This is a genomic window from Ruegeria sp. O4 (assembly GCF_056535125.1).
Window position 1 is genome coordinate 25,650 of the sequence record NZ_JBQERO010000005.1, and the last position, 21,505, is coordinate 47,154.

Genomic DNA, 21,505 nt, shown 5'->3' on the forward strand with positions numbered 1-21,505 from the left:
ATGGCCGCACTTACTCCGATATCCCGTAAACCTATGTCGATGGTTCTGCCCAGCGTTGCATTGGCCGGAGCGTTCGCTGGTATCTTTGTCGGCGCCGGAAACGGCTCGGTCCTGCTAGGGATCGTGGGCGGTGCCATCGTGATTGCCGGACTGGCATGGACTTACATCAACATTCTAAAGAATGAGCAGTTGGCCCGCTGGATCAATATCCTCGGCTTTGGCATCGCGGGCTTTTTGATGTCCGGCCCAATGGGGGGAGTACTTGGCCTGCTGGGGGGCTGGTTCTTCGCCTGGTTTACTTATTGGTTGTACGAAGGGCGATACCGGCGCAAGCTGTTGCCGTACCTGACCGCGCAGCAGGTGTTTTACCACTACCTGTTCCGGGTGATCTGCGGTGCAATCTTTGTCTTCCTGATCACACCGATCCTTGTGGTCTTGCCGCTGTCGTTCAACGCACAGGACTTTTTTACCTTCACGCCCGAGATGTTGCGGCTTGACCCTGAAGGGTATTCGCTGAAGCACTACCGCGATTTCTTTACCAACAATGAATGGCAACGCAGCTTCAAGAACTCGCTGATCATTGCCCCGATTGCCACAATCATCTCGGTCTCGCTTGGCACCTTGGCGGCCATTGGCCTCAGCCAGAGCCACGTCCCCGGCCGCCGTGCTATCATGGGAATCCTGATTTCGCCGATGATCGTTCCGCTGATCATCTCGGCCACTGGCATGTTCTTTTTCTACAGCGATATCGGTCGGTTCCTTGAAGGGACCCTGGGCATGAACAAGAACTTTGTGGGCTATCTGAAAGTCATCCTGGCGCACGCCGTACTGGGTATCCCGTTCGTGATCATCACTGTGACCGCCACGCTTGTGAGCTTTGATCGTTCACTGACGCGTGCGGCTGCCAACATGGGGGCAGGGCCGGTGCGGACCTTCTTCAAGATCCAGATGCCGCTGATCCTGCCGGGTGTGATTTCGGGTGGTCTGTTCGCCTTCATCACCTCGTTCGACGAAGTTGTGGTGGTTCTGTTCGTGGGCTCGGCCAGTCAGAAGACTCTGCCGTGGCAGATGTTCACGGGCCTGCGGGAACAGATTAGCCCGACCATTCTGGCGGTTGCGACGATCCTTGTGGTTCTGTCGATTGCGTTACTGACCACGGTTGAGTTGCTGCGTCGTCGGTCCGAACGTTTGCGGGGGCTTTCACCCGCTTGACGGAGCATTCTGTCTGATCTAACGATTCTCGTGTTCATCTCCGCTGCGATGGCGTCGCGGCGTTTAAGGGGATGATCGGCTCTCGGACCCCGAGACCGCCTGTCCTGAACGCCGGGACATGTGGCCGGGATTTGTCGCCCGGCAAAGATGAGAGACCAAGTGATGACCGACACAACAAAACGCCCCGAATTCTTTACCTGTCACAATGGTGACAAAGCGCCTTTGCCGTTCAGCAAGGGTGAGTATGATCGCCGTCTCAGCAGGCTTCGCAGCATTATGGCCGCACGTGATATTCCTGCGGTTCTGCTGACATCAATGCAAAATATCGCCTACTACTCGGGCTTTCTGTATTGTTCCTTTGGCCGTCCGTATGGCTGCGTGGTCACCCAAGAGGCCTGCACCACCGTTTCGGCCAACATCGACGCCGGGCAACCGTGGCGCCGGTCAGTCGAAGACAACGTGATTTATACTGACTGGAAGCGCGACAACTATTGGCGTGCGGTTGCAAGTCTGATCGGCAACGCCAAGCGGATCGGCATTGAAGGCGACCACATGACGCTGGCCGCCCGCGACACCGCCCTGCGGATGCTGGGTACCCCCGAGCTGGTTGACATCGCGCCGGATACAATGACCGCGCGCATGGTCAAATCCGCTGAAGAGATTGAATTGATCAAGGGTGGGGCTCGCACCGCGGATGTTGGCGGGGCGGCGATCCATGCCACCATCCGTGAAGGCGCAACTGAGATCGAGATTGCCATGGCGGGCCGAGACGCAATGGAAGAGGAAATCGCGCGCGCTTATCCAGACGCCGAATATCGCGACACCTGGGTTTGGTTCCAGTCCGGGCTGAACACCGATGGCGCACATAACCCGGTTACAAAACGCGCTCTGCAAAAAGGCGATATCCTGTCGCTGAACACTTTCCCGATGATCTCGGGCTATTACACCGCGCTGGAACGTACCCTGTTTCTGGGTGAGCCGGACGCTGACAGCCTGCGCCTTTGGAAGGCCAATGTGGCGGCCCATGAACTGGGCCTGAGCCTGATCAAACCCGGTGCGACCTGTTCAGGCATCACCGCCGAGATCAACCGTTTCTTTGCCGATGAGGGGCTACTGCAATACCGCTCGTTCGGGTATGGCCACTCGTTCGGCATTCTCAGCCACTATTACGGGCGTGAGGCGGGTCTGGAACTGCGCGAGGATATCGACACCGTGCTGGAACCTGGAATGGTCGTTTCAATCGAGCCCATGCTGTGGATCCCCGAAGGGCAACCCGGTGCAGGGGGCTACCGCGAGCATGATATTCTGGTGGTGGGCGAAGACGGGGCCGAGAACATCACCGGCTTCCCATATGGGCCCGGCCACAACATCATCGGTGCCTGATACAAAGAAGGGGGAGCAAACGCTCCCCCTTCATTTTTCGCGACCGGCGCGTTCGTGAAAGATAAAACCCAGGAAATTCAACAATAGCTGCGCGGCCAATATCTGCGTGCTTTCGCTGGGGTCATAGGCTGGTGCCACTTCGACAAGGTCGATGCCGACGACATTGCCGCGTTTAGCGAGGCCCTGAAGGATTTCCAGAACGTCATAATACAAAAATCCCCCATGGCTTGGCGTCCCGGTCCCCGCCGCGATAGAGGGGCAAAAGGCGTCGATATCTATTGTCACATAGTACCGAGCACCTTCAGGAATGCGTTCAAGAACGCCCCCGGTTCCCAGCTTTCTCACCTGACGCACGGACAGGATGTCTGATCCACGTGCGCGTGCGTCCTCGTATCCTTCCTTGGCGGTTGACGAGACGTTTCGAATGCCCAACTGGGTCATCCCCGAGACATAGTCTTTCTCGATCGCCCGTCGCATGGGGTTGCCGTGGCCATTGGTGACACCGTGACGCTCGTCTACGAAATCCAGATGCGCATCGATTTGAACCACGTGGATCGGGCCATTTTGTGCACAATCATCTTCAAACGCGGAAATGCAGGGAATGTTGACAGAGTGATCGCCGCCGATCACAAGCGGCAGCGCCCCGGCGGTCAGGATTTTGCGGACACCATAGGCGATGTTTTCATGGCTGACCTCGGTCTTTGTGTGGACGATATCCGCATCCCCCAAATCCACGATGCGCACGGAACTGTCCAGATAGGTTGCGTCGTCTTCGTGGTCATAGGCACCGGCATGTCCAAAACTGAACAGGGTCGAAGCCTCGCGCACGGCCCGAGGTCCGAACCTTGCCCCAGCGCGCCATTGGGTGCCGAAATCAAATGGGGCACCAAGGACACAAACATCCGCATCAATATTATCCCAATCCTCGACATACGGAGATTTTCCAAAGGTCGATATTCCAACGAAAGGTAGGTTCAGTCGTCCTGACGCATATCCATGATCCTGCATTATCAATCCTTTCGCTGGTCATGCCGCCTTGCGTGCAATTGAACATGAGAAGGCGGTGCAATGAAATTAATTTTCTTCGATCAAACCATGTCTGGCGTTCAGACAGGTCTGATCCGGTGCATTCTTTCCGTTTAGCTGTTGGTCGTTTCGCCACAAACGAAAATTCAGAGGGGCAAGCTGTGGTCCCGCAAAATCGTTCACGGCAGCGAGTGATTTTGCGGGCGATACACAGGCCCGGCGAAACGCTGTTGTCATAGGCGCAGGTGTTCTATTTCTGACGGCTCATACATTACACCTGCCGCACAAGTTGCGAGCCGGGCGCAATCGTTGGCGGTGCGCTGTTCAGGGCATCACGCGCGAAACCGGCGGCAGCTTTGTATTTGGCCATGAAACTGGCCCTTTCAGCCAAGGGAATGACCGTTTCAATATCGTCGAACACACCGGCACAGCGGTCGTTGACCAAATTCAACAGGCCAAAAGGCCCGGCACCCCGATTGCGAAGGACAAGGTCTGACACCGGCCCGCACAGCGTGTCATCATAAGCCGCCAGCGCGGTTGGACCCAAGCCATGCTTGAGCAAGCTGGCCCCCAAAACGCGGGCGTCCATGATCGCCTGGCTGGCCCCATTCGAACCGGTGGGGTACATCGGATGGGCGGCGTCTCCGATCAAGGCAACCGGCCCGTCTACCCACGTTTCAACCGGATCGCGGTCGATCATCGGGTTTTCGTATGTCACACCCGCACCGCGGATCAGAGCTGGAACATCCAGCCAGTCATAGGTCCATCCGTCAAAATGATGCGCAAAATCCTTGGCCTCAACCTGCCGGAACCATCCGGTTGCCGCATGCGCGGCCGGGTCATCGTGGGTGACTTCGGCAATCCAGTTTATCAGCGCCAAGCCGGTTTCGGGGTCGGGGTGCGAGATCGGGTAGATCACCATTCGTTTCTTATGCGTACCCAGTCCGACAAAGGAGGAACCCGTGCGCACGGGCTTTGCCAGTGTTGTGCCGCGCCACATGACGGCACCTCCCCAATGGATCGGAGGTTGGCTTGGATGCATTTGGGCGCGGATGGCTGAATGGATACCGTCGGCACCGATCAGAATGGCACCGGTTTCGTGGATGGCCCCGTTATCAGTTTGCAGCCGCACTGTAACCGTCCCGTCCGCATTGGTCTGGTGCCCCGTGGCCCGAGACCCGAGGCGCACGGCATCCGGGCCTGCGCGTTCGACAAACCGCTTGTAAAGCGCCATGTGAAACGCGCCGCGATGCACCGCGTATTGCGGCCAGTTGTAACCGGCAAAAGTTCCGCGCGGTTCCGAATAAATCTCATGCCCATTCAAACCAACAAGCGCCCATTCCCGCGCTGGGACGCCGAACCCGTCCAAGTCCCGAGCCGTGAAACCCAGATCGTACAACTCACGCACTGCGTTGGGTTGCAGATTTATCCCGACACCCAGCGGGCGCGGGTGCCGAACGCTTTCAAAGACGGTGCAGTCGATGCCAATCTGATGCAGTGTCAGCGCCAGCGACAACCCGGCAATACCACCGCCCGCGATCAGCACTTTTGGATCTGTCATGTTGCCTGCCTTTCTGTCCGACTGGCGGTGGGTATTGGTTGTCGATAATCGGTGCGTGTGGATCAATCCTCAACCACAAATGCGTTTGATCCGTTCCGGGGATGGGTGGAGGCTCGCGGCGTTGCGCAGCCGCGCCCGCAAGCAGATCAGAGCGGTATCAATCGTCGTTTGCATGAACCCATGCGCCATCGCCGCGCTGTCACCCTGATTCAGCTTTCTGCGAGCGGATTGCCAAGTGTCCAGTGCGTCCGAAATCGCATCGCATGTCCAATGCTCGGCTTCTTGTGAAACAAATTCGGCAAAGGCGTCACCCGCAGGCCCTGCGGCCAGACGTGTTGCCAGCATACGCGCGTGTATGCCGTTGGCCCCTTCGTAAATCGAGGTAATACGGGCATCACGATAGGTCTGCTCCAGCCGGTATTCGCGCAAATAGCCATAGCCGCCCAGAACCTGCATACCCAATTCGGCGGCCTTGATACCGGCGTCGGAGCAATAGACCTTGGCAACCGGGGTCAGAAAATCGACCAGGTCAGGCGATGTGCCCCGTTCCATTGTGACAAATGCAAGATGTGCAAGACTGCGGCTACTGACTGCCAGCCAGTCGATTTGATCCAGCATGCGGCGGATGTCGGCATGTTGATCCAGTGTTGCCGGTTGACCGTCGGCATTGCGTCCCTGCACCCTTTCACTGGCATAAGTACTGGCAATGTCATAGGCCCGCGCGGCGTGCGCGACGCCCTGTAGGGCGACATCAAGCCGGGCGTGGTTCATCATGGTGAACATGGCCATCAGACCTTCACCCTCGGCCCCGATCAATTCGGCTTTGGCCCCATCAAATGCCAGCTGGCACGAGGGTGAGGCATGCAGGCCCATCTTTTCCTCGATGCGCGTTACGGTAGCGTGGTTGCGGCTGCCGTCAGTGCAGGAACTGGGGCATAGAAACAGCGATAAACCTCTGACGCCGTCATCGGACGTGCGCGCAAGCACAAGATGCAGGATGTGATCGCTCATGTCCTGGTCACCGCCAGAGATAAAGATTTTTTCGCCCGTGATCCTCCAGCCATCCTCGGCAGGTTCCGCCCGGCAGCGCACGCGTGAAAGGTCAGATCCGGCCCCGGGTTCGGTCAGGCACATGGTGGCCAGAGTTTCACCCGAGGCCAGAGACGGAATGTACCGGTATTGCTGATCCTCTGTGCCAAAGCGCAACAAGGTACGCACCGCGCCCGGAACCAACCCCGTAACCATCTGAAGGCTGTGGTTTGCGCCCGAAAAAACCTCGGACGTGATGGCCAGCATCAAGGCTCCAAGCCCTTGACCGCCATATTCCTCAGGCACGGTGAGAGAGGGCCAGCCCTGTTCCGAATACGTGGCATAAACTTGGGCAAAGCCAGCCGGCATGGATACGCGACCGTTTTCCAGCGAGCATCCCTGCCTGTCTCCCGGCTCGTCCAGCGGGGCAATTTCACCTTGCGCGAAGGCCGCAAAATGTTCGCCGATCTCACCAGCCAGGTCAGCGTCCCAATCTGGAAGCTCGGTTGCCCGGGCAACGTGGTTCAACGTGAATAAGATATCCGCAAGCGGGGCTTCGAATGGCTTCATGATCAAATCATCCGACAGCTGGTGATTTCGGCGGCCACGACGCGGCCCGGTTCTGGCGGTTCGGCACAGTCGAAGTTCAAAGTGACTGGGTAGGGGCGCGATGGGGCAGGGGGCAGCATCACGCAGTCAGTCCCAGCAGGCGCGCGGCATTGCCTTTGATGATGTCAGGGCGCAGTTCGTCCTTGATATTGATCTTCTCGAAATCCGACAGCCAGCGTTCAGGAGTGATCATTGGCCAGTCGGACCCAAACAGGACCTTTTTCCTGAGGATCGAGTTGCAGTATTTCACCAGAATCTCGGGGAAGTACTTTGGTGACCAGCCGGACAGGTCGATATAGACGTTGGGCTTGTGCTGCGCCACGGACAGAGCTTCTTCCTGCCAGGGAAATGACGGATGGGCGAGGATAATCTTCATATCCGGAAAATCGACGGCGACGTCATCCATGAACATCGGGTTCGAGTATTTAAGCCGCATTCCGTTACCGCCGCGCATGCCCGAACCGACACCGGTTTGGCCTGTGTGAAACAGGGCGATGCAGCCTTCCTCCGCGATTGCCTCGTAAAGGTCATAAGCCATACGGTCATTGGGGTAGAACCCCTGCATCGTCGGATGAAACTTGAACCCTTTGATACCAAATTCGCGGATCAGGCGGCGCGCCTCGCGTGCGCCCATCTTGCCCTTGTGCGGATCGATTGACGCAAACGGGATGAGCACATCGTCATTTTCCGCCGCCAAAGCGGCAACTTCTTCGTTCTTGTAGCGCCGATAGCCGGTCTCCCGCTCGGCATCGACCGGGAAGATCACCGCGGCTATGTTTTGCTCACGATAGTGCTGTGCAGTTTCGGGAACCGTAGGCGGGTGGCTCCACGGAGCGCCAAAGTAGTTGGCCATGGTTGCCTGCAGGTCGTCATAGCCATCATCCGAGTGGCACCCGCAGGGTTCTTCAGCGTGGGTGTGAATGTCGATTGCGCGAACCTTGGAGATATCGACCATCTGTTCGTTCCTTTCTCAGATCTTTACGATTGCCGGGTCGGCGTCGTCATAAAGACGCACAAGTAAATTTTGCCGCCGTGTCAGTATTTTGCGGAAATTGAGGTTCCCCTTGGCGGTCATTTCGCCCTCGGGCATCGAGGCGGGCTCGCTAAGGACAATGGCGCGCCCGATCCGTGTGGAACTGCCCGATAACTCGCGTGCGCGCTCTGTCAGGCGGCGGTGGATTTCACCTTGCAGCAGTTTGCAGCGGTAGGCGCCACTGTCGTCGCTCAGGTCAAATCCTTCCCGCTTCAACTCGGCGACATCGGGAAAGACCAGGACGCCGATCTCATTTCGGTCGGCACCTGTAATGACCAGATCTGAAGCAAGAGGCGCAAGACAGGTCAACAAGTCCATCCGCAATTGCGCGGCACGCACCCATGTACCGGTCAGCAACTTGAAATCTTCAGAAATCCGGCCATCGAATTTCATACCTTTGTTTACGTCCTGCGGGTCGATGAACCGCATGGCGTCGCCGGTAATGAAAAACCCTTCTTCATCGAAAACACTGGCCGTCTTTTCGGGTTCGTTGAAATACCCGGGCATCACGTTTGGCCCTTTGATGCGCATTTCGCACCTCATGTCTTCATCCGGTATCAGCTTGAGTGTCACGCCGTTCATCGGAACGCCAACAACCCCGGAACGATCAATGGGCTCGGACTGCATCATTGTGGCGGGCGCTGTCTCGGTCAGTCCCCAGGACGAGGTCATCAGCGGTATCTCACCTTTGACATCCAGCGCCATCTGTTCAAATCCAGACCAGATGTCCTGAGGCAGTGAAGCGCCCGCATAAAAGATCAGATCAAGTTCTTCGAAGAACCGCCGACGCAGATCGCCATCCCGCTGCAATGCGCCCAGCAGCATGCCGTAACCTACGGGAACATTGAAGCTGAGCGTGCCGGTGACCATAGACAGATTTTCCAGCGTCCGCTCAAACAAACCAGCTACCGGTTTGCCGTCGTCGATGTAGAAGCTTCCGCCGTTGGCGAGCATCATGTTGAAATTATGTGATCCGCCAAAGACGTGGTTCCATGGCAGCCAATCGACCACACGGGGCGGACGCGTGCGCGGAAATGGCAACGCGTCGGCCAGCATGGTCTGGTTCACACACATCATGCGTTGGGTCGTGATGACCCCCTTCGGGGCCGAGGTTGAACCGCTGGTCATCAGGATCTTGGCGACGGAATCGGGGCCAACCAGTTCATAGGCGGCCGCAAGATCGACACTGACATCCCCTTTGAGAAGTTCGTCGAACGCTGTGACCTGACTGTTCCTGCCTTGTCGGCTGGCTACGATTTCGACCCCTTGAAGCGCATCCAGTTCCAGCGCCTCTCGGTATTGATCCCCATCGACGACATAGGCCATCTTCGGGCGCACCAGTTCGATGGCATGGCGCAGGCGGCCGTGCGCGCCATGGATCAACGCGTACTGCTCAGCCACGGGGGCTGTTGGTATGCCGATATACTGAGCAGCAAGGCTTAGCAGACCGTGATCGACACCGTTACCGCTCATGATCAGGATCGGTGTGTCAGGCCCCATCCCACGCCCCAATAGCGAGCTTGCGATGGCTCGCACCTTTTCAAGCGTGGTCGCATAGCTTTCCTTGCGCCATCCCGCGCCGCTGCGTTCAGCAATGAACGTGCGGTCAGGCGCGTCCGAGGCCCAGGCGTGCAGCCAGACACCGGTTTTGTCGACGACAGGACCAAGAGTGTGGTTCGATTTTAGCAGGATGGAGCCGTCGGCCCGATCTTCGCGCGAAACAGAATGCACCAGGTATTCCGATGTGCGTTGCATGATCAGCCCCTTTCCCTCGCTTTTTCGATCGTCCTGAGGGCATCGAAAACGGTGGTGATGGTTGCGTCATCCAAACCGGCCAGCAGCTTGCCTTCGTGGGCGGTAACCGCGGCGACGGCCTTTTCATATAATTGCCTTCCCGCCAATGTCGTCCTGAGGGCATAGGCGCGCCGGTCGGTGGGTACCCGGTCGCGGACGATCAGTTCCCTGCGCTCCAGTTCATCAATGATAACGACAAGGTTCGGGCGCTCGATATCCATTGCATCAGCCAGTTGGGACTGCCGCAATCCGGGGTTATCGACGATGAGAACCAGTGCCGTATACGTCAGCATTCGCAGATCAAAGGGGCGCAGAGTTGTTGTCAGATCTTCCTGCACCACATTGAAGGCCCGTTTCATGCGATACCCGACAAACCCCCGCAGCGTAGCATCGCTGATCGTGTTTGGCGCGCCGTCTTCTGGCGTGTGTTCATGTTTCCTTTTCATGTGTTCACCTGAAGTTCGGGGCGCGCTTTTCAAGAAAGGCCCGCAGCCCCTCCTGCGCATCGGGTGTTGTTTGCGACAGGGCCGCAGCCAGAGATTCAGTAAACAGCCCGTCGTTTTGCGACATTTCATTGATCCGTGCGACCGCCTGAATCATCAGATAGTTTGACAGTGGCGCGTTTCGGGAAATCTTACCTGCCAGCGTTTGGGCCAGCGCCAAAGCCTCGCCTTCACCAACGCTATAATGTGCCAGCCCCAGCGATACCCCTTCATCGGCACCATATTTGCGGCCGGTCAGCATCATCTCGGTCATCCGATCGGCCCCCAGCAGGCGACCGACCCGCGCGGTCGCACCGCCGCCGACAAATATTCCGCGGCGGCCTTCGGGAAGCTGAAAGATCGTCGAAGGTTCAGCGATGCGAACATGTGTTGCCGCTGCAAGCTCCAGCCCGCCGCCGATCACGGCACCAAACATGGCCGAGACAACCGCAAGCCCACCAAACTGGATCTTGTCCATGACGCTGTGCCAGTGACGGGAATGATGCAGGTTTTCCTCGGCTGTACGATGAACATGCTCGGACAGGTCCAACCCGGAACAATAGTGCCCTTCAGTTCCGGTCAGGATCACCACACGCACATTTTTGGGTGGTGCAGAAAAGAAATCATCCAGCGCGCCCAACAGTTCCTCGCACATCGCGTTTCGCTTGTCTGGGCGGTTCATGGTCAGGGTCGCGATGGATCCGTTGACCTCAATGTTCAGGATTTGGCTGTCCATGGGGAACTCCTTACCGGGGCGGCAGACGAACGGCGCCGTCAAGTCGAATAGTGGTGCCATTCAAAAACGGGTTTTCAACGATCTGTTCGGCGAGCATTGCGAACTCGCGCGCTTCGCCAAGGCGGGCAGGGAAAGGAATGTTCGCAGTGATCTTGGCAGTGACCTCTTCCGGCAAGCCTTCCATCATTGGCGTGTGGAACAGGCCGGGTGCGATGGCCATCACCCGAATACCCGACTGTGCGAGTTCCCGCGCGGCAGGCAGGCACATCGAAGCGATTGCCCCTTTGGACGCGGCATAAGCGGCTTGACCCAATTGACCGTCCTGCCACGCAACCGACGCCGTGTTGATGATCACACCGCGTTCACCGTCAGCCAACGGGTCGAGACCGGCCATGTGTCTCGCCGCGTGGCTCATCACGTTGTAGGTGCCAAAAAGGTTCACGCGCAGAGTTTTCTCGAACACGTCGAATGACAGCTTGCCTTCGCGCCCAACGATCCTGGCCGCCATGCCGACGCCTGCACAACTGACGGCGATTCTGGGCGCCGACCCGAAATGGGATACTGCCGTCTCAAACGCGGCACTGACGGCGGCCTCGTCACTGACATCGGCTTGCAGGGCAAGACCACCAATTTCGTCAGCGACTGCCTTCGCACCTGCAGCATTGAAATCCAAAACGGCAACCTTTGCTCCGCTGGCGGCGAAATGCCTTGCCGTTGCAGCGCCCAGTCCGCTTCCACCGCCGGTGACCAGGGCGATACATCCACTTAGCTGCATGGTGCTCTCTCCAATTTATTATGCTCAATCATTGTTGTATCTCATACCTATTTTCGGATGGGCCTGCTCCGGACCGCTGTTGGTGTCTAAGCTAGGGGATCAGGAACAGGGTAATGGCTGGAAACAGCACCAGGATCATGACCCGAATGATGTCAGAGGTGACAAACCACATCACTGCCTTGTAAGTTTGGGTCATCGGGGTTGAACGATCCATAGCGTTGATAATGAACAGATTCATTCCGACCGGAGGGGTGATCAGCCCGACCTCGACAACGATCAGAACCAGAATACCGAACCAGATGGCCACATGTTCGGGGCTCATGCCGAAATCCAGTGCGCTGATGACCGGAAAGAAGATCGGGATTGTCAGCAGGATCATTGACAGGCTGTCCATAAGACATCCGAAGATCAGATAGAACACCAGGATCAGGCACAACACCATCCACGGGCTGAGCCCAAGTCCAACGACCCAGCCAGACAGTTCCTGCGGTACCTGAGTGAGCGCTAGGAAACTGTTATACAGCCCTGCGCCCAACACGATGAAGAAGATCATCGCCGTGCTTGAGGCCGTGGCAATGATGCTTTCGACGAAGACCTGCCAGTTCAGATTGCCCGAGATCAGAGCGATCAACCCGGTTCCCGCCGCCCCCACGGCTGCGCCTTCGGTTGGGGTGAACCAGCCAAGATAGATGCCACCAACAACAAGGCCAAAAACCAGCAGGACAGGCCAGACATCCAGCAGTGCCCGTACGCGTTCAGGATAAGGGATCGCTTCGCGGGTGCCGGCGGCGTCAGGATACATGCGCACATAGATCGAAATCGTGATGATATAGCCGAGCGCTGCCAGAATGCCGGGGACAAAGGCCGCGAGAAACAGCTTGGCGATATTCTGTTCCGTCAGGATTGCATAGATCACAAGGATCACCGAAGGCGGGATCAGAATGCCCAATGTGCCGCCAGCAGCAAGCGTTGCGGTCGAAAACCCGCCGGAATAGCCGTAGCGGCGCAGTTCGGGCAGCGCGACACGGCTCATCGTCGCGGCGGTGGCCAGGGAGGACCCGCAGATTGCGCCAAATCCGGCACAAGCGCCAACTGCCGCCATGGCGACGCCCCCTTTACGGTGGCCCAACCAGCTTTCGGCCGCTTTGAACAAGGCCGAAGACATGCCCGATAATGTCGCGAACTGCCCCATCAGCAGGAACATCGGAATGATCGTCAGCGAATAGCTGGAGAAGGTAGAGTAGGTTTCGGTTTTGAGCTTGGCCATGAACATGCTGGTGCCACCCATGGCAAAATACAGCCCGCCAATCCCGCACAGCAACATGGCAAGGCCAATCGGTGCGCGCAGGAAAATCATTATAAGAAGTACGGGAAAGGACACGTAGCCCAGTTCGAGCATGGTCAATGTGCGGCCTCCCCGCGATAGGGCAGGATATGACGCCCGGTGACAAGCTCGATGACCTGCGCGACGGCGCAATAGACAGCAACAAGTGATGCGACAAGGGCGGCAACAAAGCTTAGCCCATAGGCCCACCAAACAGGAAATTGCAGCAGAAAGGTCGTTTCACCATAGTCCAGCTTGTTTTGCATGCCGACAAACAGGCGCCATGTAATCAAAAGGATGACAAGCGACAGGACGATTTCCCAGAACGTGATGATCACCTTGTTCACCTTAGCCGGAAGGGCGTTTGTGAATACATCGACCGTGGCGTGAGAGCCGTAGAGCTGGCAGATCGGCAGGAACGAGAATATGGCGAATGCAACGCCGGCTTCGACCAGTTCAAAATCGCCATTCACCGGCCCGACGCCCGATGCAATCAGCGCATTTGCCGCTGCTTCCGACAGTGACGTCAGAATGTCCGAGTGACCCAGCGTGTTCAAGCCGCGCCCCAGCACGCTGACACAGGTCAGCAGGACCAGCGCAGTCAGAACCACACCGCCGAGAACGGCCATGAAGCGCGCGATGCGCTCAACCAGTTTCTGCATGATCAACTCCAAAGGGATTGCTCTCCCAGCGGGAAATAGCGCCGGAAGAGCGACCGGATCAGTTGCCGGAGTATTGCGAAATCAGTTCGAGCGCGCGGGCGCGCAAGCCGGTTCCGTCCAGACCTTTTTCATCCATCTCGGCGATCCAGGCGTCAGTGGTCGGCTGTGATGCTGCCTTCCATTCCGCAACCTGTTCCGGGCTCAGCGTGATGATGTTGTTGCCGCGTTCCATCGCCTGCTTGTGTGGCCCGTCATCATCGGCCTGCATCTGCTTGCCTGCGAAGGCCGAGAATTCAGCGCCCGAGTTGGCGTCGATGACGGCCTTCAGATCATCCGGCAATGCATCCCAGCGGTCCTTGTTCATCGCGAAGATGAAGGTGGTGGTATATAGCGTGTCGTCGCCAAAGGTCGTGTGGTTTCCGACCAGTTCGTTGACCTTCAGGGCGCCGGTCACTTCCCAGGGAATCACAGTTGCGTCGATCACGCCTTTAGACAGCGCTTCAGGTACCGCGGGAACAGGCATGCCAACCGGGGTTGCCCCAAGCGAGCTGAAAAGGCCGTTCGTTACGCGTGTAGGTGCGCGCAGCTTTACACCGTTCAGATCCTCGATGCTTTCGATCGGCTCTTTTGAATGGATTAGACCGGGCCCGTGCACCCAGAGCCCGAGAACTTTGAATTGCTTGAAGTCATCGTCCATCATGGTTTCTTCGGCCAGATCCCAATAGGCGCGTGAGACGGCTTCTGCATTCGTCATGGTGAACGGCAGTTCGAACACTTCGGTCCGGGGAAAGCGGCCCGGCGTATATCCGGACACCGTCCAGACAATGTCGGCCACACCATCAATGGCCTGGTCGATCAGTTCGGGGGGTTTGCCCCCAAGCTGCATGGACGGAAACCTTTGAATTTCGATCCGGCCATCCGAATCCGCTTCGACCTTGTCGGCCCAGACATCCAGAACGTTCTTGGGTACGTTGGCTTGTGCTGGCAGGAATTGGTGCATCCGCAGTGTCACTTCGGCCGCAATGGCAGTGGTTGACATGGCGCCAAAAGCAATCGCCGCCACTGCAGATTTGAGTATGGTTCTGCGCAAGTTGGTCATGGTCTCCTCCCTAGATGACCTATGAGTATCATCCCTGTTCATGATTGCTCATATTAGTTATGTTTTATAACGATTTTGATCCACTTTCTTAGTGTTTGGTTTCAGGTCCTTTTCGGAAAACAGAATGCTCACACATGTGAACCTTTTCGTCGAAACGCTACGCAACAGACAGGTTATGCGCGGACGCCAAGTTATCCTCTCAGGATTACATTGCCCTCGGTTGGCTCAAAGGTAAATTGAGATTTCTTAGGTTTTAGTTTCTGTTTTCGGTAACTAAAGAGCGAAAACGGTGGATTTGCTTTCCCTGTTTCAATTGGACCAGCGCCCGCGGTGGAATTCAAGACCGTGTGCTATCGTTGGTGACAGCTTCAACTGCCTTGCCTGCGAGCTTCAGGAAAGTTTCGCGTTCATTCGGAGTTAGCCCTTCGAGGATCTCATTTTGCAGGTCAATTACGACTGGCGCAGCTGCCGCTAGGATGTCTTTTCCTTTTTCGGATAAGGTGACCTCTCGCGCGCGTCTGTCACGTTGACTGACCGAGCGTTTGACGTAGTTTTTCTGCTCCAGCCGGTCGATAACCCCGCCGATTGTTGCGCGGTCATAGGCGATTTTCGCTGCGACTGTCGCCTGATCAATGCCGGGTTCGGCGCGAATTGTTTCAAGTGCTGCGTACTGAACGGATGTAAGGTCGATCCCGGCCTCCTGCATCCGGACCGAGAACACGTGGGTTGAAATCTGATTGAGCCTGCGGATGAGGTGACCCGCCATTCCGTAAATACTCATTCAAAACCTCCGAAATCACTTTACGCCGTCACTTTTTCAGAACTACCGCGGCAATTAGTGAGTGTACATATCTTTGTTGACAGGAATTAGTAAGTATAGTTATTAAACTTGCGTGAACCTGCGGAGGAGGGGGCAATGCAATATTACGTTGATGGATTTCGTCCGGGTGATCCGGATATCAAACCGGCTGCGTTCGGTCACCACAACCACCCCACAACCCTCCCCGAAAAGGTTGATGTTCTGATCGCGGGTTGTGGACCGGCCGGGCTTTGCCTTGCGGCGCAACTGGCCGGGTTCGCCGAAGTTTCGACAATGATCGTGGATCAAAAGCCGGGTCCGATGGAGAAAGGCCAGGCGGACGGTGTCAACGTCCGTTCGATGGAGATGTTTCAGGCGTTTGGTTTCGCTGAGAGAGTGAAGCGCGAAGCGTATTGGGTCAACCAAACGGCATTCTGGACGCCCAATCCCGCATACCCGGACCACATCCGCCGGGCGGGCACGGTGCAGGACGTGGCCGACGATCAATCCGAGATGCCACATACCTTGATGAATCAGGCCCGGATTCATGAGCTGTTTCTGGACGTGATGAGAAACGCTCCAACGCGGCTGCAACCCCATTACGGGCTTCGTGTCAGCGATTTGACGATTGATACCGGTTCCACGGATCACCCTGTCAGGGCAGAGCTTGAACGCCTGGGCGATGATGGTGACGTCGTTGAACGGCTTACAGTACGTGCGAACTATGTCGTAGGCTGTGACGGTGCACGCAGCAATGTGCGCAGGGCTATCGGGGGTAAGCTGCAAGGCGACGCCGCACACCAGGCGTGGGGCGTTATGGACATATTGGCGAATTCCGATTTCCCCGATTTGCGACGGAAATGCCTTGTTCAATCGGCTTCGGAAGGAAACGTTCTGATCCTTCCGCGCGAAGGCGGATACCTGTTCCGAATGTATGTCGAGCTTGACAAACTGAACCCGGATGAGCGGGTCGCCAACCGCAATCTGACGGCTGACCATATCATCGCTGCCGCGAACCGGATCATGCGTCCTTATTCCATCGACGTAAAAGAAGTCGTTTGGTGGTCGGTCTACGAGATTGGCCACAGGCTGACCGACAAGTTCGACGATGTTCCGCAGCATGAAATTGCGACACGCACCCCGCGCGTGTTCACGGCGGGCGACGCCTGCCACACCCATAGCCCCAAGGCGGGTCAGGGGATGAACGTGTCGATGGGCGATACATTCAACCTGGGCTGGAAACTGGTGCATGTGCTGACAGGAAGGTCAAAGCCTGACCTTCTTCACAGCTACTCGGCCGAGCGTTTGCAAGAGGCCAAAAGACTGGTCGAAACCGACCATAGATGGGCCCGGATCATGAGTGCGCCACCGGGCGAGTCAGAGCTTGACGGCACCGACATGCCCCGATTTCAAAAACAGTTTATTGAAAATCTGGAATTCACTGGCGGGCTTTCGGTTCACTATGGGCCTTCGGACTTGGTCGCCGAACCGGTTCACCAGCATCTGGCGCGTGGGCTGGTTATAGGCAAGCGATTTCATTCCGCACCAGTTGTCCGGCTTGCGGATGCCATGCCTATGCAATTGGGACATGTGGCCGAAGCGGATGCGCGTTGGAGGCTCTATGCCTTCGCTGGACAGGGAGACGCAGGTACGCAAGGCGGATCGATCCATCACCTTTGCGAGGCTTTGCAAAGCGATCCGAACTCTCCTCTGCGACGGTTTGCGCGCCCTGACGAAGACATCGACGGTTTGATAGATCTACGGGCCATCTTCCCGCAGGATTTCAATTCGCTGGCCTATGAGGATATGCCGTCTCTTTTGAAACCCGAGAAGGGCAGGTATGGCCTGCGCGACTTCGAGAAGGTTTTTTGCGTTGATCACAAGAGGCGCGAAGACATCTACGAAATGCGCGGAATTAACCGGACAAAGGGCTGTATGGTCGTCGTCAGACCGGACCAATATGTGGCGCATGTTTTGCCTCTGGAGTGTCACGCTGACCTGTGTGACTTCTTCTCCAGACTATTTGTTTCGGGCGGCGGTCGATAAGTACGACGTCTCTGGTCACAACGGACCGCCGTTCCGAGGGGAGAATGGTTTGTCGCATCCGTGCTTGGTTCTGCAGGATTGCCGCCTGGGCAAATCTGGATTGGCGCTTGAAGCCGCCCGTGTCGCAGGAAGGCTCTCTAGCCAGGAAGCTAAGCGTGGGTATTTCAGGACGCGTTTAACGCGGCTAGAACCTCGGTGCTGACCACAACACCGTCAGCCTCGGCTGCCGCCCGTTTGGCCAGACGCCCGTCACCCGGAACACGGGCTTCCCCATTGCCGACAATTTCTGCGCAAATGCGCGTGATAAATTGATTGAAGGCCGCGTTGCCGAACCGCGTCGGATCAATCGCAATCAGTGTTGCGCCGCCTTTGATGTTCAGGGCCCCGAACGCCTCGCGTTCCTGATTGTCTACGGAAAGGGTTCCACCAGCCAGGGCGGCACCCAACACCTCAACCATGAAAGCGATTGCGGCGCCCTTGTGCTCGCCAAAAGGTAACAGGCTGCGGGTTTCCAGAATGGCGTTCGGGTCCGTGCTGGGTGCGCCGTCAGGGTCCAGCCCGGCAGGGCGGGGCAGGTCGTGCCCTTCGGCTGCGGCCATGCGGATATCCATCAAAGCAACCATTGAAGACGCCTGATCCCAGACTATCGGCGCGCCGTCTTCGCGCGGGCAGGCAAAAGACATCGGGTTGGTGCCAAATACCGGGCGCACCCCGCCTTGCGGCACCACCATGGACAAAGAGTTGATCACGGCGAAAGCTACCAGACCCGCTTCGGCCAGCGGTTCGGTGTCAAACCGCAACGCGCCCAGATGGTGGCAATTTGCGCAGGAGAAAGCGGCAATGCCGTTTTCCTGCGTCATTTCGATCAACGCGTCGCGGGCTTCTGCTGCGGCGACCTGATAGTACCCGTTATCTGCGTCACAGCGCAGAACGCCCGGGGCAACCTTTTCTATCTTGGGTTTCGCATTGCCGTTTGCATAGCCCGAGGTGAAGCTTTGGACATAGACCGGCAGCATACGCAATCCGTGGCTGCGCGGACCGTCCCGCTCGGACCGGGTAACAATGTCGGCCAGAATATCGCTGCCCTGCGCGTTTACACCGGCAGAAACAAGTACGGATTTCGCCAGCGCCCGAACCTCGGCAAGAGAAAGCGTATTGGTCGATTGTTCGGTCATCTTTTCAAATCCAGTCTTTTTACTTCAGGGGTCAGGCACGCGCACGCGCGCTGGTGGGATCAACGGCGCAAGTATCGATCACCTCGGCATCGCGCATTTCGTTATGGACCAACACCTGCATCCGTTTACCCGGCGCGGTCATATCGTTTGGTACAAGTGCCATCGCTATGTCGTGGTTGCAATAATAAGAGAACCCGCCCGACGTAACGTGCCCGATCAGTTCACCGTTTGCATAAACGCCTTCATCGAACATCACCGAAGTTTCACCAAAGGGAAGTTTCAACGTGACCAGCCGTTTGTGATTGCCCTCGCATCTCTGCTTCTCCAACGCCGCTTTTCCGATGAACTCTCGCCCCTCGGTGACAACAAACCGATCAAGGCTGGCCTCATACGGTGTCATGTCCTTGCAAATCTCGCGTTTGATGGCGCGATAGGATTTTTCAAGGCGCATGGATTCCAAAGCCTCAAGACCGAAGGGTTTTACACCGGTTTTCAAAAGCAGGTCGACAAGGTGGCGGTTATACCCGACCGGATGGTGCAGTTCCCAACCCAGCTCGCCTGTGTAAGATACCCGAAGCAGATGAACGTCTTTGGCATAGCCCACTTCACCCATTTGTGCAGAGAGCCAGGGAAAAGCAGCATTCGACAAATCGTTGTCGGTCAATGGTTGCAAAATCTCGCGCGCCTTGGGACCGGCCAGCGCGATCACACCCAACTGTTCCGAAACGTCTTCAAGGATAACCGATTGATCTTGTGGTAGCAGGCGTTGCAGCTGATCCCAGTTATAGGCGCGCCAATTCGGGGTAGAGACCAGGTAAAAATCATTCTCGGCATAGCGGACAACTGTGTATTCCGCATCCATGCCACCTTTTGGATTCAACAAGAGCGACAGGTTCATCCGGCCCACTTTGGGCAATTTGTTTGCCATCAGACCATCCAGCCACCGCGCAGCGCCGGGACCGCGTATAGTAAACTTGGTCATCGGCGACATCTCGATGAACCCGGCCTCTTCGCGGGTGGTACGTACTTCCTCCTGAACGCGTTCCATGTGATTGGCGCGGCGGAAAGAATGTTCGGGGATCGCCTCTTGCGGCGATTTGGCGAACCAACGCGGGAATTCATAGCCGTTGAAGCTGGTCCAGACTGCGCCATGCGCCGTCAGCAGATCGTAAGACCCCACGGTTTTCATTGGGCGCGCATCCGGGAAATCTTCGCCGGGGATGTGCGCGTTCATATGTGTGCCCCAGGTTTCGCGAACCTTGTCCATGGTCCAGCGTTTGGAGGCGTAGTCAGAGAAACGACGCGGGTCCAGTTCCGACATGTCCATGCCCGGATCACCATCGACGATCCAGCGGGCCAGCCGTTCGCCCACGGTGCCGCCCCACAGAATGCCACCGGGCATCCCTTCGGCCAGCCACAGGTTTTTGTGCCCCGGCGCTGGCCCGGCAAGTGGCAATTCGTCCGGCGTCATTTGGAAGGGGCCGCGCGTGTTGGCCTTGATGCCCACCTCGCCTAGAACTGGCACCCGTTCGATTGCCCGTTCCCATTGGGTTTCCACGGCATCGAAATCCTCGGGCAAGAGGTCTGCGCCAAAGTCAGGTGGCACGCGGTCTTCGGCAAACAGTTTCAGGTCCTTGGTGAATTCATAGGGCCCGAACTGAATGCCACCGACATCTTCGCGCAGATATGCGCCGTAATCCTCATCCCGCAGGATCGGGAACTCGGGCAAACCCTGCGCGCGACGTTCCTTGAGCAGTGGAACGGTTTCCGTGGTCCAGTACTGGTGAACGATAGGAATGCAGGGCAGGTCCAGCCCAACGCGCCGGGCATTTTCACGGGCATAGTTGCCGGTGGCAAAAACCAGATGCTCGCACGTGATCTCACCCTGATTGGTGGTCACTTTCCAATGACCGCTTTCCAGCCTTTCATACGCCTGTGCTTCGGTGTTCTGACAGATTGTGGCGCCTGCATCCCGCGCCAGTTTTGCCATTGCCATGGTGATGTCGGCCGGGTTCACATAGCCGTCCTCGGTATGCAGGATACCGCCGCGAATATGCTCGGACTGGCTCAAAAGGGGGTGAACATCGGCAATTTCCGCCGGCGTCAACAGTTTGCAGGGCACACCGGCGGCCTCGGCAATCGAGATATATGACTGGAATTCATCCCAACGTTCCTGGGTGTTGGCAACGCGCAGCTGACCCACTTTGCGCAAGCCTACAGATGCACCCATCTTCTGTTCGACTTCGGAATAGATGCGGATGGTTTCCATCGTCATCTTCGACACGTTTCGGGACCGCACGAAGGTGACCAGCAGACCGGCCGCATGCCAGGTCGAGCCTGAGGTCAGCGTGGTCCGTTCCAGCATCACCGCATCGCTACAGCCGTGCTGTGTCAGCCCATACAGAATGGACGCGCCCACACATCCGCCGCCAACGACAACAACTTTGGCATGTGACTTCATTTGCCGATTTCCTTCTTGCGACTGATCATAGTGTCAGACGCTCTGCCTGCCCGAAATCAGTAAGATGAGAACGTTCCGAAGTTTTTACGGAAACATGGCGCCAGACAATCGCAAAAAATCTCTCCTGCGGCTTAGTTCAGGTCACCTCTCACCGGGTGCCTTCGCATTGGTCGCTGTCTGGGTCCCGGTCATTCGGTGCTGTCCAGCACGGCATCAATTTTTATGTGCCTTGTGTTGTTTCACCTTGTTATGTTAGCGCAAACTGTGCCAGTGAAACCTGATACCTTTGCAAAACTGGG

17 protein-coding genes are annotated in these 21,505 nt (G+C 57.1%); 3 read left to right on the forward strand and 14 right to left on the reverse strand.

Annotation, left to right across the window (positions count from 1 at the left end; translation table 11 throughout):
- On the forward strand, positions 1–1,212 hold the full coding sequence (locus ACR0J7_RS08375) for an ABC transporter permease (protein ID WP_480537517.1): 1,212 nt from the start codon (positions 1–3) through the stop codon (positions 1,210–1,212).
- 162 nt (positions 1,213–1,374) lie between these two features.
- Complete coding sequence (locus tag ACR0J7_RS08380; RefSeq protein WP_480913862.1) at positions 1,375–2,595, forward strand: aminopeptidase P family protein; 1,221 nt, start codon at positions 1,375–1,377, stop codon at positions 2,593–2,595.
- A 30-nt stretch (positions 2,596–2,625) separates the two neighbouring features.
- On the opposite strand, the gene speB is transcribed toward ACR0J7_RS08380, so the two are convergent.
- The 12 genes from speB to ACR0J7_RS08440 all read right to left on the reverse strand — a co-directional run bounded on the left by speB (position 2,626) and on the right by ACR0J7_RS08440 (position 15,506).
- Complete coding sequence (speB, locus tag ACR0J7_RS08385) at positions 2,626–3,603, reverse strand: agmatinase (RefSeq protein WP_480913864.1); 978 nt, start codon at positions 3,601–3,603, stop codon at positions 2,626–2,628.
- A 289-nt stretch (positions 3,604–3,892) separates the two neighbouring features.
- Positions 3,893–5,182: a flavin-dependent oxidoreductase gene (locus ACR0J7_RS08390; RefSeq protein ID WP_480913866.1), complete on the reverse strand. Its 1,290-nt coding sequence runs from the start codon at positions 5,180–5,182 to the stop codon at positions 3,893–3,895.
- 69 nt (positions 5,183–5,251) lie between these two features.
- Entirely contained in the window at positions 5,252–6,781 is a 1,530-nt protein-coding gene (locus tag ACR0J7_RS08395) for an acyl-CoA dehydrogenase family protein (RefSeq protein ID WP_480899537.1), read from the reverse strand.
- A gap of 118 nt (positions 6,782–6,899) precedes the next feature.
- Positions 6,900–7,775 (reverse strand): amidohydrolase family protein, encoded by an 876-nt coding sequence (locus ACR0J7_RS08400; RefSeq protein WP_480899538.1) that lies wholly within the window; start codon positions 7,773–7,775, stop codon positions 6,900–6,902.
- A gap of 15 nt (positions 7,776–7,790) precedes the next feature.
- Positions 7,791–9,608, reverse strand: coding sequence for a feruloyl-CoA synthase (locus tag ACR0J7_RS08405; protein WP_480913869.1), 1,818 nt, complete (start codon positions 9,606–9,608; stop codon positions 7,791–7,793).
- A 2-nt stretch (positions 9,609–9,610) separates the two neighbouring features.
- Entirely contained in the window at positions 9,611–10,093 is a 483-nt protein-coding gene (locus ACR0J7_RS08410) for a MarR family winged helix-turn-helix transcriptional regulator (protein ID WP_480486120.1), read from the reverse strand.
- Between the two features lie 4 nt (positions 10,094–10,097).
- Positions 10,098–10,865 carry a crotonase/enoyl-CoA hydratase family protein gene (locus tag ACR0J7_RS08415; RefSeq protein ID WP_480773534.1) on the reverse strand — a complete coding sequence of 256 codons (768 nt, stop codon included), beginning with the start codon at positions 10,863–10,865 and terminating at the stop codon, positions 10,098–10,100.
- 10 nt (positions 10,866–10,875) lie between these two features.
- Positions 10,876–11,640 (reverse strand): SDR family NAD(P)-dependent oxidoreductase, encoded by a 765-nt coding sequence (locus tag ACR0J7_RS08420; RefSeq protein WP_480899542.1) that lies wholly within the window; start codon positions 11,638–11,640, stop codon positions 10,876–10,878.
- A gap of 91 nt (positions 11,641–11,731) precedes the next feature.
- Positions 11,732–13,045, reverse strand: a complete 1,314-nt coding sequence (locus ACR0J7_RS08425; protein ID WP_209504353.1) for a TRAP transporter large permease — start codon at positions 13,043–13,045, stop codon at positions 11,732–11,734.
- Positions 13,042–13,626: a TRAP transporter small permease gene (locus ACR0J7_RS08430; RefSeq protein WP_480486114.1), complete on the reverse strand. Its 585-nt coding sequence runs from the start codon at positions 13,624–13,626 to the stop codon at positions 13,042–13,044. Before ACR0J7_RS08430 ends, ACR0J7_RS08425 begins: the two co-directional genes overlap by 4 nt.
- A 58-nt stretch (positions 13,627–13,684) precedes the next feature.
- Positions 13,685–14,725 carry a TRAP transporter substrate-binding protein gene (locus ACR0J7_RS08435; protein WP_480476338.1) on the reverse strand — a complete coding sequence of 347 codons (1,041 nt, stop codon included), beginning with the start codon at positions 14,723–14,725 and terminating at the stop codon, positions 13,685–13,687.
- Positions 14,726–15,062: 337 nt separating this feature from the next.
- Complete coding sequence (locus ACR0J7_RS08440; RefSeq protein WP_480913871.1) at positions 15,063–15,506, reverse strand: MarR family winged helix-turn-helix transcriptional regulator; 444 nt, start codon at positions 15,504–15,506, stop codon at positions 15,063–15,065.
- 135 nt (positions 15,507–15,641) lie between these two features.
- Here ACR0J7_RS08440 and ACR0J7_RS08445 point away from each other — a divergent pair, with 135 nt between their 5' ends.
- Positions 15,642–17,570 carry an FAD-dependent monooxygenase gene (locus tag ACR0J7_RS08445; RefSeq protein WP_480913873.1) on the forward strand — a complete coding sequence of 643 codons (1,929 nt, stop codon included), beginning with the start codon at positions 15,642–15,644 and terminating at the stop codon, positions 17,568–17,570.
- 164 nt (positions 17,571–17,734) lie between these two features.
- Here the strand turns inward: ACR0J7_RS08445 and ACR0J7_RS08450 are convergent, their stop codons facing one another.
- Positions 17,735–18,745, reverse strand: a complete 1,011-nt coding sequence (locus ACR0J7_RS08450; protein ID WP_480913875.1) for an Ldh family oxidoreductase — start codon at positions 18,743–18,745, stop codon at positions 17,735–17,737.
- A 31-nt stretch (positions 18,746–18,776) separates the two neighbouring features.
- Entirely contained in the window at positions 18,777–21,206 is a 2,430-nt protein-coding gene (locus ACR0J7_RS08455) for a GcvT family protein (protein ID WP_480913877.1), read from the reverse strand.
- Positions 21,207–21,505: the final 299 nt, after the last annotated feature.